The sequence below is a fragment of the Calyptranema fuscum S582 genome (assembly GCF_055793305.1).
Map to the genome: position 1 here is coordinate 23,508 of NZ_JBSLYH010000008.1, position 14,644 is coordinate 38,151.

Consider the following 14,644-nt stretch of genomic DNA (forward strand, 5'->3'; position numbering starts at 1 on the left):
ATTAAATAACTTCGATGATTTGTTGTACGGGCGAACGGCCGTTCGCTCCTTCAAACTATGCAATATTCGATCTTATTTAAGCCCCGATCCAAGGTGTCACCGTCCATCCCCATTCCGCTCAAAACGTCACCCATCTACCCCTCTATCCCCCAGTCCCATGCCAACCTTACTTGTTAAAAATATCCATACGTTAGTAACAATGGACGCAGATCGACGCGAGCTGCGCAATGCTGCTCTTTTCGTTCGTGATAACGTCATTGAATCCGTCGGAATAACGTCAGAACTACCGCAAACCGCAGACGAAATTTTAGACTTACAGGGACGCCATGTTGTGCTTCCTGGATTAATCAATACACACCATCACTTTTACCAAAACTTGACCCGTGTAATCCCGGCAGCACAAAACTGTGACTTATTTAATTGGCTCAAAACGTTGTACCCAATTTGGGCAAATCTCACGGCAGAGGGGGTATATGTCAGTGCCCAGATGGCAGCAGCAGAGCTGATTTTATCGGGTTGCACGACGGCAAGCGATCACCTTTATCTCTACCCCAACGACTGCACATTGGATGATGAGATCCGGGCAATGCAAGACATCGGCATGCGATTTCATGCCAGTCGCGGCAGTATGAGTGTCGGTGAAAGTCAGGGTGGGTTGCCACCCGATGCACTGGTGGAACAAGAAGCCGATATTTTACAAGATTCTCAACGGCTGATTGAGCAGTACCACAACAGCGATCGCCATGCGATGTTGCGCATGACCCTGGCTCCCTGTTCTCCGTTTTCGGTCTCTCCAGACTTAATGCGTGAGTCGGCAGCTATGGCGCGTTCATATCCGGGGGTACGGTTGCATACCCATCTGGCAGAAAATCAATCCGATGTCACCTATAGCCTGCAAAACTTTGGCATGATTCCGGGTGACTATGCCGAATCGGTGGGATGGGTAGGCAACGATGTCTGGCACGCCCATTGCGTGCAATTGAGTGATGCTTCAATTGTGAAATTTGGCAAAACCGGAACGGGGGTGGCTCACTGTCCCTGTAGCAATATGCGCCTTGCCAGTGGCATTGCCCCCATCCGCAAAATGCTCAATCATGGCGTTCCTGTGGGGCTGGGTGTGGATGGCTCAGCGTCGAATGATACGGGCAATTTACTGGCGGAAGCCCGCACAGCATTTCTACTGGCGCGGGTACGAGAGTGCGATGCCAGTGCGATGACGGCACGGGATGTGTTGGAGTTAGCCACGCTGGGGGGTGCCAAGGTCTTAGGACGAGACGATGTTGGTTCTCTAGCACCAGGAATGTCAGCCGATTTTATTGCGGTGAATGTCGATCGCCCTGCCTTTGCTGGCGCGCATCACGACATAGTAGCAGCCCTAATTTTTTGTCAGGTCGATGCGGTCGATTACAGCTTTATTAACGGTAAAAAGATCGTTGATCGGGGACAGTTGACGACGCTAGAGTTACCTCGATTGGTCGAACGACACAACAAACTGGCGCTACAAATGGTGAATCAATAATGGCTTATGCGATCGCTCAACTGAATGCGATGAGTCAAGAAGAATGGGTTGCCGTGTTGGGAGCTGTGTTTGAACAAACGCCTGCGATCGCCCACCAAACCTGGCACCGCCGTCCCTACGACAGCCTTACGGATCTGCATGACGCCATGGTGGCAGCAGTCAAAGGACTTAGCGACGAGGAACAACTGGCACTGATTCGTGCCCATCCTGACCTGGGCAGCAAAGCCAAAATGGCAGATGCCTCCGTGCAAGAGCAAGCGGGCGCTGGGTTAGATCGGCTAACGCCCGAGGAGTATGCGCGATTTAGCCACCTCAACCAGACCTATCAAGCAAAATTCCAGTTTCCCTTTATCATGGCTGTCCGCCAGCAAACCAAAACCAGCATTCTCGACGCTTTTGAGCAACGACTCCAGCACTCGGTTGAAACAGAACGGCAACACGCTCTCACAGAAATTGCGAAAATTGCCCGGTTTCGGTTGTTGGATCTGATTGAACCCGTTTAGGATTACCCATTCAATAAACCTGTCAGTCTGTTTGAGAGAGCGGCGGCTTCGCCGCCGCTCTCTCAAACAGATGCTATAGACCTGAGGACAAACGCAGGGAGTTTGATCATGCTCATTCGCAGTGCTACCGAGGCAGATGTTCCAACGCTGGCAGAGCTTTATACCGATTCGATTTGGGCGATCGCCCATGAAAAGTATTCTGATCTACAAGTGCAAACCTGGGCAGCGTTCCCATCCCAAACAGAGTCTTTCAAAACGTTCATCCTATCCGCCCACACCTTCATTGCCGCAGACACCGATGAGATTTTAGGATTCTCTGGCATTGCCACCGATGGGCATGTCACAGCACTCTATGTGAAGGGCGATCGCCAGCGACAAGGTATTGGCTCTTTTTTACTGACAACAGTATTGGAGTACAGTCAAACACACGGCATTTCAAGACTGTATTCCGAAGCCAGCGAATTTAGCAAACCGTTATTCGAGAAATTTGGCTTTACGATCTACGCCACCGAAGATGTGGCAAGAAACGGCGTCATCTTTCACCGCTATCTGATGGAAAAACCACTCCCGGTTTAGGGTCGGAGTAGCAGCAACACGGAAGTAAAAGGGGGTATGAGAGCCGCGCTCCGCGCGGCTCTCATACCCATAATCTATCCAGCCACAAAACGCTGGAGAGAGTCTTGATGTGAGCTAAAACCATTGTCCACCCCGAAATCGCGATCGCAGAAAGATGACTCGCATCATTGTTTGTGCGATCGCAAAGATGGCAACCCAGACCAGACTGTAATGCAGCCAAAACACATCTAAGGGCATGGCACGATCCATGCCAGGTAAGCCAATTGTCTTAAACAGAAGGGCGATAAACAGTGCTTCCCAGATACCCGCTACCAGTTGAAAGGCAGCAGGCCAGTCTCTATCCCAGCGAAACCGTTGCAGGTAAATGTACAGACAATCCCACCCGATGCCAAACAGGGCGACATACCCCAGTACCCAAAAGAAAATCGCATGGGAGCCGGGACCGCTATAGGTTAGGGCAAAAGGAATCGTTATCCCCACGCCTACTGTAGCCAGAAGCAGGAGGCGAGATTGCCAGCGACCAAATAAAGTGGGTGTCATCGCTACGGTAGGCAGCCCCGCCGCTATTGACGTGCGCCGTTGCTAGAAGGATTGCAAGAAGGGCTACTGCAACTTCAAGACTGCCATAAAGGCTTCCTGGGGCACATCGACCGTCCCGATCGACTTCAGCCGTTTCTTCCCTTTGGCTTGTTTCTGCAATAGTTTTTTCTTCCGGCTAATATCCCCGCCATAGCATTTTGCCAACACGTCTTTACGCAATGCTGGAATGCTCTCACTGGCAACGATGCGACTGCCGATCGACGCCTGGATGGGAATCTTAAACTGGTGTCGAGGAATCAATTCCTTCAGTTTTTCTACCAGGGCTTTACCTACGTAGTAAGCTTTATCGCGATGGACAATGGTTGCCAGCGGATCGACCCGATCGTTGTTGATCAACACATCGAGTTTCACCAGTGGATTTTCGCGATAGCCGATCAGGTGATATTCCATGCTGGCATAGCCTCGCGATCGCGACTTCATCTGATCAAAAAAGTCAGTCACCACTTCTGCCAGCGGAATCTCATACATCAGCGTTGTCCGCCCCTGGGTGAGATATTTCATATCTTTGAACACCCCCCGGCGGGTCTGACTGAGATCCATCAATGCCCCGACAAACTCCTCCGGCGTGATCATATCGATCTGCACATAGGGTTCTTCAATGCTTTCACGATATTGCGGGTCAGGCAAATGGCTGGGGTTGTCGATGTAAAGCTCTTCTCCATCAATCAGCTTGACTTTATAAATTACCGACGGGGCAGTCGTAATCAGATCCAGGTTATATTCCCGTTCCAGCCGTTCTTGCACAATTTCCATATGCAATAAGCCCAAAAACCCGCAACGGAAACCAAACCCCATAGCGCTAGAGGTTTCTGGTTCATATTGCAACGCCGCATCATTGAGGCGGAGCTTCTCCAGGGCTTCCCGCAAATCTTCAAACTGATCGGAGTCCGTCGGAAACAGACCACAGAACACCATGGGTTTTGCTTCGGTATAACCCGGCAGCGGTTCTGTAGCCGGTGATTTTGCCAGGGTAATCGTATCTCCAACTCTGGCATCTTCAACGGATTTAATTGCAGCCGCGATATAACCCACTTCCCCCGCGTGCAACTCGTTTACCTGAATCTGATTGGGCGACAGCACACCAAGTTCATCAATTTCATATTCCTTGCCCGACACCATCAAGCGAACGCGATCGCCCTTCTTCACCGTGCCATCCATCACCCGGAAATAGACAATCACCCCTCGATAGCTGTCGTAATAGCTATCAAAAATCAGGGCACGCAACGGTTTCTCGATCGTATCTTGAGGCGCAGGCACCAGATAGACAATCGATTCTAAAATTTCGTCGATGCCGATCCCTTCTTTTGCCGATGCCAAAATGGCACCGCTACAGTCCAACCCAATAATTTCTTCGATCTCACCTTTAACCCGTTCCGGGTCAGCACCGGGCAGATCAATTTTGTTGAGAACAGGGATGATCTCCAGGTTATTTTCCAGCGCCAGATACACATTTGCCAGCGTTTGCGCTTCTACCCCCTGCGACGCATCCACCACCAGCAGCGCCCCTTCACAGGCAGCCAGCGATCGCGACACTTCATAGGAAAAGTCCACATGACCGGGCGTATCGATCAGGTTTAAGACATACTGTTCGCCATCTTTGGCGGTGTAGTTCATCCGCGCCGCCTGGAGCTTGATGGTGATGCCTCGCTCTCGTTCCAGATCCATTGAGTCGAGGAACTGCTCTTTCATATCGCGAGCGTTAACCGTCCCTGTCACTTGCAACAAGCGATCGGCCAGGGTGGATTTGCCATGATCAATATGGGCAATGATAGAAAAATTACGAATGCGAGAGACAGGAGCGTCAGTCATAAATCCAGAACTAACCAGACCAAAGTTTTAAAGAAATGTATCAATTTACCCGTACCCGTACCCGCCTCAGGGATTTGCAAGCCAATACTATCCCTGTCTATTGGGTGTGTCAGGCGATCGCCATAACCTACCCCGGCATTTTATCCCAGGCATTTTATGGTGAGGCAACTCCCTTACCCCAGGCGACAACACCGAGTATGAAACCGATGGTTTTATAGTCAGCATCATGCCGTTATCAAGCAATGTCAATGACCTGATCAGGAGTTAGATAGGTTGCCGTTCTGCAAAAGCAAGGAGCAACAGGGTTACCCGAACAATAATTTTAGGCGATCTTAAGATATTGTAATCGTTTCGTAGTTGACCCGGAAAACTCTTGCCCCACGTCGGCGATGACGATACCCTTTTAACCAACCCTGGCGCAATGACCGACACGTTTTGTTAACTTTCCTTGACGTCCGCTCACCAAATTTATGCAGGCTGGGAAACCTAAACATACAATTGTATTGATGCCAATTGTGTTGCTACGTCTTGATCCTGACGTTTGAGGTCGTCCTAACAACGTCATGATTGTTTACGGGTAGACTCCATCAAAAATTTTGCACCGGGTGCAGGGGTCACCCCTTGCGAGGGAGCTCAGTCCTACCCCGATGTCGCAAAATGTAGAATCTGCAACACTGGTGCAGTAACGCCGCACCAGTAAAACTAAGGAATGGGAATTAAATAACTCCGATGATTTGTTGTACGGGCGAACAGCCGTTCGCCCCTCCAAACCATTCAATATTCGATCTTATTTAATCCATGATCCTAAACATCCGGGGTTTATTAGACCGCTTGCGGATAAGTTTGGGCGGGGGCAAAGCCCCCACCCAAACTAGCCTAAAAAACTTAATGTGCAAGAGGTCTATTGATGAATGGACGATCCTGCATCTCTTTATTCAAGTTAACAATTTAGCCCTTCCAGAAAAGATTTGTGAGAGGATCGGGATTGCCCTCGGGTGTAATTGTAAAACTGTAGAGCTGCGACGTCTGGTATTTGTTCACTGTTGCTCAATTGATAACGCTTAGTATTGCTATGAATGAACCCCTTGCTCATCCAGAGTTTCTTGTCGAAGAGGCTCCCGCCTCAGAAGATAAAGTCAGCCTTGCCATTCAAATGGATGCAGATCTGTTAGAGCAGATCAAACATTTGACCAACGACCCCAGCAAGGTAATTGAGGTTGCGGTTCGTCAGTGGTTAAGAACAGGGTCTCGGCGAGATGATGAGTTAACTCGGAGTCTACGACGCAATCCGCCCGTCCCACCCCGAGGTGAGTGGAACGATTAATTTAACTTCACAATTTGGGCACCGGACGCGATCGCTCTATTTGCTAGTTATAAGTTAGATTAGAGCGGGGAATTCTAGAATTGGCATCAGGCTTAGGATATTATTCTTTAGCCAAGTGCCTAACCGCAGCATCTACCTGTCCTGGCTGAGGCGAGTGTTTGAGAAAGGCGCTCATTTTGTATAACCGTAGTTTGCAGTTCCATGCGAATGACTCCGTCTAGCGATCCTCCACTTTTAACTGAACCTGTAGACTTGGCAGCTTCTCAAAAACTGGGTGGCGATTTGTCAACTCAACATTCAAATCTGGTTTTTACACAAGATAGAACCGGCCGATTTTTATCTTTCTCCTGGTCTAGCGCCGCTGACTACGACCTCCAACCCAGTCAGATCATCGGTCAACGCATCGGTGACCTGACGTGTCAAGCCATTGTCCCCGTTGCTGTTGAACCGTACCTGAATCGAATTCAACAGGTTCTGGATTATCAGACTGGCGATCGCTTCAACTATCCTTTCCAATGCAATGACCAATGCCTGGTTTTTGAACTGAGCGTTAGCCCTATCCTGGTGCCCCGAGGGCTTGCCGATAGCGTCGTGGTCATCGCCAGACCGCTCTATCCTTGCTCTGATCTTCAAGCCCAAGAACTCGTCAAAACGCTTACCGCTCCCCTCTATCCTTCCAATACCAGCCAATACCAAAAATCGTTAACCCAAGTTGCCTGGGATATTCGCCGCACCCTCAACCTGGAAACTATTTGGCAGCGCACCGTCGAAGGACTGGGCGAATCTTTAGAAGTGAGCCGTTGCCTGATCTGCCAATACTCTCCCAATCATCCTTACGCCAAAGTAGTCGCCGAATATCGGCAACCGGCTTTTGAGTCGATGCTAGGGCTAGAGTTAGAAATTGACCCCGAAACCTACCTCAAGCAATCACTCTCGTTACTAGAACCCGTCACGCTTACAGTTACCAATACCGATGACCAGCAGCAATATGCGCTCCTGGCGGTTCCTACCTGTTACAAAGATCAGCCCAATGGTGTGATCATCTTGCACCAGTTTGATCGATCGCGGGTGTGGAACCAGGCAGAAATCGGGCTGATCCAGGAATTGGCTGATCAGGTGGGCACAGGGGTTGCCCATGCCACGTTGTTTGCCGAAAGCCAGAATATGGCAACCGAGTTGCAACGTGCCAACGACAACTTGATGCAGCAACATAAAGATCTGGAAGAGGCGCGACGTCAGGCAGAAGAAGCTTCCCGTCTGAAGAGTGAATTTCTAGCCAATACGTCGCACGAACTGCGTACGCCCCTGAACGGCATGATCGGCTTTTTGAAGCTGATTATGGATGGCATGGCAGATGACCCGGTCGAGCAAGACGAGTTTATCCAAGAAGCCTATCGATCGGCAGTGCATTTGCTCAGCATCATCAACGATATTTTGGATATCGCTAAAATTGAAGCCGGAAAAATGTTGCTGGAGCTTGATCCAGTTAAATTAGATGATCTGCTGAGTGATGTGGAAAACTTTACCAGCACCCTGGCACAGCAGAAAAGTTTGAGCTTTGAAATTCTTACGCCTGCAACCCGTGATGAAGTCATTCTCTGCGGCAACTATCAGCGATTGCTGCAAGTCATGCTGAACCTGGTCGGAAATGCCATTAAGTTTACCCACGAAGGCGGCATCACAATTAGTGCAGAAGTCATTCCCAAAAAGGTGATGGTGCAAAACCAGGAACTTCCAGGGCTGGTAAAAATTAGCGTAGCCGATACAGGCATTGGCGTTTCGTTAGAAAAACAAGACAAACTCTTCCAATCGTTTAGCCAGGTGGATGGCTCTCGCACCCGGCAATATGGTGGCACTGGCTTAGGTCTAGCGATCTCTCAAAAGCTGGTCGAAGCCATGGGTGGAATCGTCAACTTTTACAGCATGGGCGAAGGGTTGGGGTCTACAGTCACGTTTACCATCCCGTTGTACCAAGATCCCGTTATGGTTGCCGTCGAACCAGACGTCTCCGATTTGCTGATTTAGGTAAGTGTCTTTTTAGACTCACAGATACAGCAGTAGAGGGGTTGATCAGGACAAGGGTCGTGTGAGACCCCGCGCTCTGCGTGGGGTCTCACACAACCTCCTGATTGAACCGTCCCAACGGTTGCTATAAATTAACGCGGCATTGTGTTTGAGGGAGCGGCGGCTGCGCCGTCGCTCCCTCAAAATATTAGAGTCCTAGAATTGGTAAAATGCCGGGACTCTTAACGACTACGGATTGATGACAGTGCTATAGACTGGGAAGGCTGTTATTTCTACTGCTTCCATGTCTAGCGATCGCATCATCAAAGATATCTATACTGACGGAGCCTGCTCTGGTAATCCAGGACCGGGGGGCTGGGGCACGGTGGTATATTTCAGCGATGGCTCAGTGCATGAGTTGGGTGGGGCAGATCCCGCCACCACCAATAACCGCATGGAAATGCAAGCCTCTGTAGCCGCCCTACAGTATTTCAAAGAATCTGGGCAGCAGCAGCCCATTAATCTTTATACCGACAGTGAATATTTAAAGAACGGAATTACCAAATGGATTCATGGTTGGAAGAAGAAGGATTGGAAAACGGCTGCCGGAAAGCCCGTACTCAACCAGGACTTGTGGCAAGCGATCGATCGCCTCAACAGTCGCCTTGTCAGCTGGCAATATGTCCGGGGTCATGCGGGCAATGAAGGAAATGAACGCTGTGATGCGATCGCCCGTGCCTTTTCATTGGGCAGAAAGCCGACGCTTCGCCAGGCCAGTCCCATGCTCTCTCTACCCACGCCAACAGTTGATCCCGAATTGCTATCAGATAACACCGACACGCCAGAAGCAAGAGCGATACAATCCAATTTCAGTCGCGATCGTCTTGAACCCGAGCCTGACATGATGGAAACCACCAATCATTCTGCTATCGATGTCCTCGATGAGGTGCCCCGTGAAGTTAGGGTTGCCCAACTTCGCAATATGGTTGAAACGCTCCACGTTGCAGATGAAGTCGCCAGCCAGGGATATCTGATTACCAGTTCTGAACTGGCAGACCTGATGGATATCAATGCGAGTGCCGTGACCAGTCGCGGAGATAACTGGGTGTGGCGCAATTGGGTTGTGTCGCGGGTGCGCCGAGAAGGCAACCAGATTCTCTGGCAACTCGAACGCGTCGATTAGTTGAGTTAGCAGGATGCTCCGACGGAGCATCCTGCTAACTCAGCACACTAACGTGGGCAGGGTTGACGCGCCAGAGTTGCTCCAAGCAATTGGCAGGCATGGTGAGATATAACACGTCTCCCACATCCAACGTAAAGTCCAATAAATCCCAGCCATGAATCATCTGACGGCTGGTTTCCAGATAAAGCGGCACAAAATCAGCATCCATAGCGGCTTCCCTCACCCGTCTGCCATAAAAAGGATGCCCACTGGTGATGATGGTTGCCAGTGCTACCCACAAACTATTGGCCGTCATGCCATTGCCTAAAATCCGCCCGCCCAGCGCCGCTGCCGCAAACGAAGGTGCCGCTAACTCAATGGGACTGAGGACAGCTTCAAATTCAAACACCTGTTGCGCCAAGGGCGCAAATTGAGCATCCTGGCTGCGCACGATAACGGGGAGTTTGGCAGCCATGCCCTTTGCCGTCAGAGCAATTTCAAGATTGGCAACATCACTACTGGTGACACACAGTAACGCAGACGCCTGATGAATATGGGCAGTGTTGAGAATATCAGGAATGCTGGCATCTCCCTGAATAACAGGAATTTTCAGGTTATGAACGGCACTAAGAAATCGATTGTTGGGATCTGCCTCAATCACGACCACTTCACAGCCATGATCATGGAGTTGATGGACAATTTTGACGCCAATGCCCCCCAAGCCGCAGACAATAAAATGTTGCCGTTGAGGGACTTGATTGGTGCGCCACAGTTGCTTGATGCGAGTTCCCAAAATCAAATCATTGAGCAGAGCATAACAAATACCCACGACCCCGGCACCGACCAGCATCATCACCACCGTAAACACTTTGACGCTGGCAGGGGCTTGTTCTGCCACTCCTTCGTTGCCCCCTGCGCCGGTAATCATGCCCACCGAAAAATAGAGCGAATCGACCACTGACACTTTTTGATCAATCACTACATAGGTCAATGTGGCAATGAAGATGATGACCATCAATGCCAGCAGGACAGCGATCGTCGGTTGAATATGTTGGTGCAACTGACGCAGACGTGTGACCCAACTGGCGAACTGTTTCTTTAAGGATCGCTGGACATTTTGAAATTTGGGTTGGGTTGCAATAATCAGGCGATCGCCCACTTGTAACCGTTGTCCGCGTGCCACTGCCGAGATCAAATCCATATGGTTGCTGGCAGGCAGGTAGTAGATCAACATTCGCCCCCGGTCATCCCATAAATCAGATAGCGATCGCCCCAGCCAGGGATGATCTTCATCCACATATTCCTCATGGATCGGCCAGGTTTGCTGAAACAACCGCAACTGCCCGATCGCTCGATTGCCCAACGCGGCAAAGGTAAATACGGGTGCCGATAACGATGCCACACTCATACTGAAATGATCGGGCAACACACTATCAAGGCGATCGCCCAGACTCGAATTAAACAGTCGATTGATAATCCGAATTTTAGGATTGAGCACCCGCGCCTGCGTCAACACTGCCAGATTCAACGCATCATCGTTACTGGTCAGTACCAGCGTATTCGCCTCTCTCACCCCCGCCGCCAACAGCGTTTCAGCTGCTTTCAAATCTCCGATCACAACATCCGCATCGCCACCCGCGATGGGTCTAGCATTGATGCCGACAACCCGCGCCCCCTGCTGTCGTAGCAAAGAAAAGATCTTATATCCGGTCCGACCTAAACCACAGACAATGATCCTGGGTTTCATACATCATGCCTATATTTAAACCCCCATCTTCAAACACAGATGAATTCAGAACTGTAGCCCAGAAAACGGTGTAACAATTGTTTGGGTTTACATCGAGATGATGGCAGCAGGCAAAGCCTGCTGCCATCATCTCGACACAGTTGCGAAGTATTTCAAAACGCGGGTTCATCCGGATAAAGTCGCTGAGAGCAGGGAATACTAAAAATGATCTCCAGTTGGTAATGCCCCATGCGTCGTCGCACTCTTGCTCAAGGAACGATCCGCCCAAAAATCAGCACGATGCCCCGCCAGAAAACTGAGGCGGCAGCATTTCTTGATATCTACAAGCTGGTGATTGAGAAGAAACGCTTGAAAGAAGAATTGGAAAGCATTGAAGCCCGCCGCGAACAAATTCAACAACGGATTTTGGTGCTCGATCAGCAAGTGGCAGGTCTGGAAGGCAATGTGAAAAAAATGCGCGAAGACGGCGAACCTGCGGCGGATGTGCCCCGGCGTCTTGCCTCACCGAAACCCACGTCAGACACCTTCGACACATTATTTTTGGAATACTAGTGTTGCAAACACGAAATTTTGCTGGGGGTTTGGGGGCTACGCCCCCAAGAGGGGGTTTTACCCCCTCCACCCCCTCTAAAGCTTTTAAGTTGGTGTACTAGACCCAATCAAGTAGTCCTAGCATTGTGATGATTTTTTGTTGTGTGCCGCGCTCCGCGCGGCACACAACAAAAAATCTGTAGCTTATGCAATTGAAAATTGCTGTAATTTCAATCTCAAAAACACTCTAAGGTGTCTCGTGTGGCTCGGCGAGTGACGGGATTGGTTCCCCTAGCCACCTCACAAAGCATATCTTGCACGTCTTGCCGCAGCAGCACATCGGTAAAATCGGCACCATCGATCGTGGCACCATCAAATTTGGCATTAAAGGCGAACGCCCCTTCTAAAATGGCGTTGGTTAAGTTGGCATGAACCAAACGAGCCGTATCTAAGGTGGCGTAGCTGAGGTTTGCCGAACTGAAATTAGTATTTTCTAAATTTGCACCAAAAAAGCTAACCCCCTGGATGTCAGCATTGCTGAAGTTGCTATTGCGCAGGTTAGCTTTGGTGAAGCTGGCATCCGTCAGGACTTTGCCAGAAAAATCGGCGTTTGCCAGAAATTCTTTGTTGTAATCTTCTGCCCAGGCGGTTGTATGAGGCAGCGGTGCGATCGCCCCCACTATCGTCAAGCCGCACACCAGGAGCATGAGAATCGCGAACTTCTGTGCCATTGAGGTTTGTGCCATGGGGGTGAGATGCGGTTGACTGCCCTGAGGATGAACACCCTCTCTACGCCCCGAGAAATAGAGGGTTTGCACAGTCCACAAGCGAACCCTGCCCGCCTGTGCCAACGCGTGCGCCAATAACTGCCAGAAAGACGATCGTAGCCTGCAAATCATGCGAACTGAGGTGATGAAACTCAAGTGGACAAGGGGAGTAATGCCTATCCTGATACTACCTGAATGTGTTTGCCATCCTCCGCAGTAGACCCCCGATTGCAGCTAAACTTCAATTACATGTTGTAAATTTCGACTTCATGGGTGAAAAACGTCCGTCTAAGCGTCGTTCATCGTCATCGATTTCCCATCCATCGGCGCAACACCATCTAGAGGTGGGTCATCTAGCCGAACGACTGGTTGAGCAGTGGTTGGTAAACCAGGGATGGCAGATTTTACACCGTCGCTGGCATTGTCGCTGGGGAGAACTCGATTTGGTCGCGTATGCTCCCGCGATCGCCCTTAATCCGCAAGCCCAACGCGATCGCCCAATTCGCTTACAACCCTCATTAATTTTTGTGGAAGTCAAAGCTCGCAGTCGGGGCAATTGGGATAGTGACGGACGCTTGTCGATTACACCCCAAAAGCAAACCAAGCTGTGGCAGGCAGCAGAGTTGTTTCTGTCCAGCTTTCCTCAATGGGCAGAGCATCCCTGTCGGTTTGATGTGGCTCTGGTCTATTGCCAACCGTTAACCGCCAGTTCTCCGTTAACCACTAGTTCCCCGTCAGATAACCCTGAACCAGTGTCGCAGACGGCTGTGCGATCGCCCCTACCGAGTCACACCATCAACCCGCCAAGCCAGCGCCCCCCATTTTCTACTATAGAAATGGGGCAACCCGTGATTATGTGCGGCTATCGGCTGACGTTGCAAGATTATATTCCAGGTGCATTGGAGCAATCGTAAGGGCGACTGATTCAGGAGCAAGGGTGGGGTCGTCTACCCAGGTGTGTCCGAATTGTTCTGCCCCTACAACCCAGCTTACGACCCCAGGCAAATGCCCAGTCCGCGTGCCGTTTTAACCAGGGTGCCATTGGGATCAACCATACTGTAGTTGGCGATCGCTTCCACAATCGGCACACTGACCACCTGCCGATCTTGCCACGTCACCATACGATCAAACTGACCGGCGGCAATCAGATCGACCGCAGCCACACCAAAGGCACTGGCAATCAAGCGATCTAACGGTGAAGGAATGCCGCCCCGTTGGACATGTCCCAACACGGTGACCCGTGTTTCCGCACCACTACAGGCAGAAATTTGATCGGCTAAGTATTGCCCAATCCCCCCCAGACGGCACTGCCCCAATGAATTCGTATTCATCACAGGGTCACCCGTCTCGGTGCGCACCGCTTCTGCCACCACCACGACCGAGAAATTTTTTCCCTGATCCTGGCGTTCTTTTAACTTCTCGCAAATATTAGCGATGGTATAAGGAATTTCTGGGATCAAGATCACATCCGCGCCACCCGCGATCCCGGCACTCATGGCAATGTGTCCGGCATCCCGCCCCATCACCTCTAAGACCATGACGCGACTGTGGCTGGCAGCAGTAAAGTGAAGCCGATCCAACGCTTCAGCCGCAATATTCACAGCCGTATCGAAGCCAATGGATCGCTCAGTAATGCCGATGTCATTATCAATCGTTTTAGGAATACCTACCAGATTCCAGCCACCCTGCTGTGCCAGTCGGCGCAAAATTGCCAGACTCCCGTCACCGCCAATGCCAATGAGGGCACTCAAACCCAATTCGTGATAACCCTGGATAATGTCTTCTGAGCGATCGCACACCGTTCCATCGGGCATGGGAAAGGCAAACGGGTCGCCTTTGTTGGTGGTGCCCAAGATCGTTCCCCCCACGGTTAGAAGGGGGTCTACAGAAGGAATGTCAAACGGTACGAACTCTGGAGGTTGGTTCATCAACCCCTGGGTGGCGCGGCAGATCCCCAAAACTTCCCAGCCATAATGACCCACCGCCCGGTAAACAACTGCCCGAATCGCGGCATTTAATCCGGCACAATCTCCACCGCTGGTGAGAATGCCGATGCGCTTATGTTCTCCCATAATATTTGTCAGTGATTCTGCTTAATCCCT

14 protein-coding genes are annotated in these 14,644 nt (G+C 50.6%); 9 read left to right on the top strand and 5 right to left on the bottom strand.

Annotated features, from left to right (window positions below; all coding sequences use genetic code 11):
• The first annotated feature begins 157 nt into the window (after positions 1–157).
• The 3 genes from ACR6Z4_RS07560 (at position 158) to ACR6Z4_RS07570 (ending at position 2,598) form a co-directional block, all read left to right on the top strand.
• Complete coding sequence (locus tag ACR6Z4_RS07560; RefSeq protein ID WP_479716634.1) at positions 158–1,519, top strand: 8-oxoguanine deaminase; 1,362 nt, start codon at positions 158–160, stop codon at positions 1,517–1,519.
• Positions 1,519–2,022 (top strand): 2-oxo-4-hydroxy-4-carboxy-5-ureidoimidazoline decarboxylase, encoded by a 504-nt coding sequence (gene uraD / locus ACR6Z4_RS07565; protein ID WP_479716635.1) that lies wholly within the window; start codon positions 1,519–1,521, stop codon positions 2,020–2,022. The genes ACR6Z4_RS07560 and uraD overlap by 1 nt, the downstream gene beginning before the upstream one ends.
• Before the next feature lie 108 nt (positions 2,023–2,130).
• Positions 2,131–2,598 carry an N-acetyltransferase family protein gene (locus ACR6Z4_RS07570; protein WP_479716636.1) on the top strand — a complete coding sequence of 156 codons (468 nt, stop codon included), beginning with the start codon at positions 2,131–2,133 and terminating at the stop codon, positions 2,596–2,598.
• A 114-nt stretch (positions 2,599–2,712) separates the two neighbouring features.
• Here ACR6Z4_RS07570 and ACR6Z4_RS07575 read toward each other — a convergent pair whose 3' ends face one another.
• Positions 2,713–3,138 carry a hypothetical protein gene (locus tag ACR6Z4_RS07575; protein ID WP_479716637.1) on the bottom strand — a complete coding sequence of 142 codons (426 nt, stop codon included), beginning with the start codon at positions 3,136–3,138 and terminating at the stop codon, positions 2,713–2,715.
• Positions 3,139–3,201: 63 nt separating this feature from the next.
• Complete coding sequence (lepA, locus tag ACR6Z4_RS07580) at positions 3,202–5,007, bottom strand: translation elongation factor 4 (protein WP_479716638.1); 1,806 nt, start codon at positions 5,005–5,007, stop codon at positions 3,202–3,204.
• A 35-nt stretch (positions 5,008–5,042) separates the two neighbouring features.
• Here lepA and ACR6Z4_RS07585 point away from each other — a divergent pair, with 35 nt between their 5' ends.
• The 4 genes from ACR6Z4_RS07585 (at position 5,043) to rnhA (ending at position 9,518) form a co-directional block, all read left to right on the top strand.
• On the top strand, positions 5,043–5,225 hold the full coding sequence (locus ACR6Z4_RS07585) for a hypothetical protein (protein ID WP_479716639.1): 183 nt from the start codon (positions 5,043–5,045) through the stop codon (positions 5,223–5,225).
• 854 nt (positions 5,226–6,079) lie between these two features.
• Positions 6,080–6,331: a hypothetical protein gene (locus ACR6Z4_RS07590; protein WP_479716775.1), complete on the top strand. Its 252-nt coding sequence runs from the start codon at positions 6,080–6,082 to the stop codon at positions 6,329–6,331.
• A gap of 201 nt (positions 6,332–6,532) precedes the next feature.
• Entirely contained in the window at positions 6,533–8,356 is a 1,824-nt protein-coding gene (locus ACR6Z4_RS07595) for a sensor histidine kinase (RefSeq protein ID WP_479716640.1), read from the top strand.
• Between the two features lie 283 nt (positions 8,357–8,639).
• Positions 8,640–9,518 (top strand): ribonuclease HI, encoded by an 879-nt coding sequence (gene rnhA / locus ACR6Z4_RS07600; protein WP_479716641.1) that lies wholly within the window; start codon positions 8,640–8,642, stop codon positions 9,516–9,518.
• Positions 9,519–9,552: 34 nt separating this feature from the next.
• On the opposite strand, the gene ACR6Z4_RS07605 is transcribed toward rnhA, so the two are convergent.
• Positions 9,553–11,244 (bottom strand): potassium channel family protein, encoded by a 1,692-nt coding sequence (locus tag ACR6Z4_RS07605; protein ID WP_479716642.1) that lies wholly within the window; start codon positions 11,242–11,244, stop codon positions 9,553–9,555.
• Positions 11,245–11,472: 228 nt separating this feature from the next.
• Between ACR6Z4_RS07605 and ACR6Z4_RS07610 the strand changes: the two genes are divergently transcribed.
• A complete protein-coding gene (locus ACR6Z4_RS07610) occupies positions 11,473–11,796 on the top strand; it encodes a hypothetical protein (protein ID WP_479716643.1) in 324 nt (107 codons plus the stop codon).
• A gap of 215 nt (positions 11,797–12,011) precedes the next feature.
• On the opposite strand, the gene ACR6Z4_RS07615 is transcribed toward ACR6Z4_RS07610, so the two are convergent.
• Positions 12,012–12,482 (bottom strand): pentapeptide repeat-containing protein, encoded by a 471-nt coding sequence (locus ACR6Z4_RS07615; protein ID WP_479716767.1) that lies wholly within the window; start codon positions 12,480–12,482, stop codon positions 12,012–12,014.
• A gap of 329 nt (positions 12,483–12,811) precedes the next feature.
• Here ACR6Z4_RS07615 and ACR6Z4_RS07620 point away from each other — a divergent pair, with 329 nt between their 5' ends.
• Positions 12,812–13,456, top strand: a complete 645-nt coding sequence (locus tag ACR6Z4_RS07620) for a YraN family protein (protein WP_479716644.1) — start codon at positions 12,812–12,814, stop codon at positions 13,454–13,456.
• A 75-nt stretch (positions 13,457–13,531) separates the two neighbouring features.
• Here ACR6Z4_RS07620 and ACR6Z4_RS07625 read toward each other — a convergent pair whose 3' ends face one another.
• On the bottom strand, positions 13,532–14,614 hold the full coding sequence (locus ACR6Z4_RS07625) for an ATP-dependent 6-phosphofructokinase (RefSeq protein WP_479716645.1): 1,083 nt from the start codon (positions 14,612–14,614) through the stop codon (positions 13,532–13,534).
• Positions 14,615–14,644: the final 30 nt, after the last annotated feature.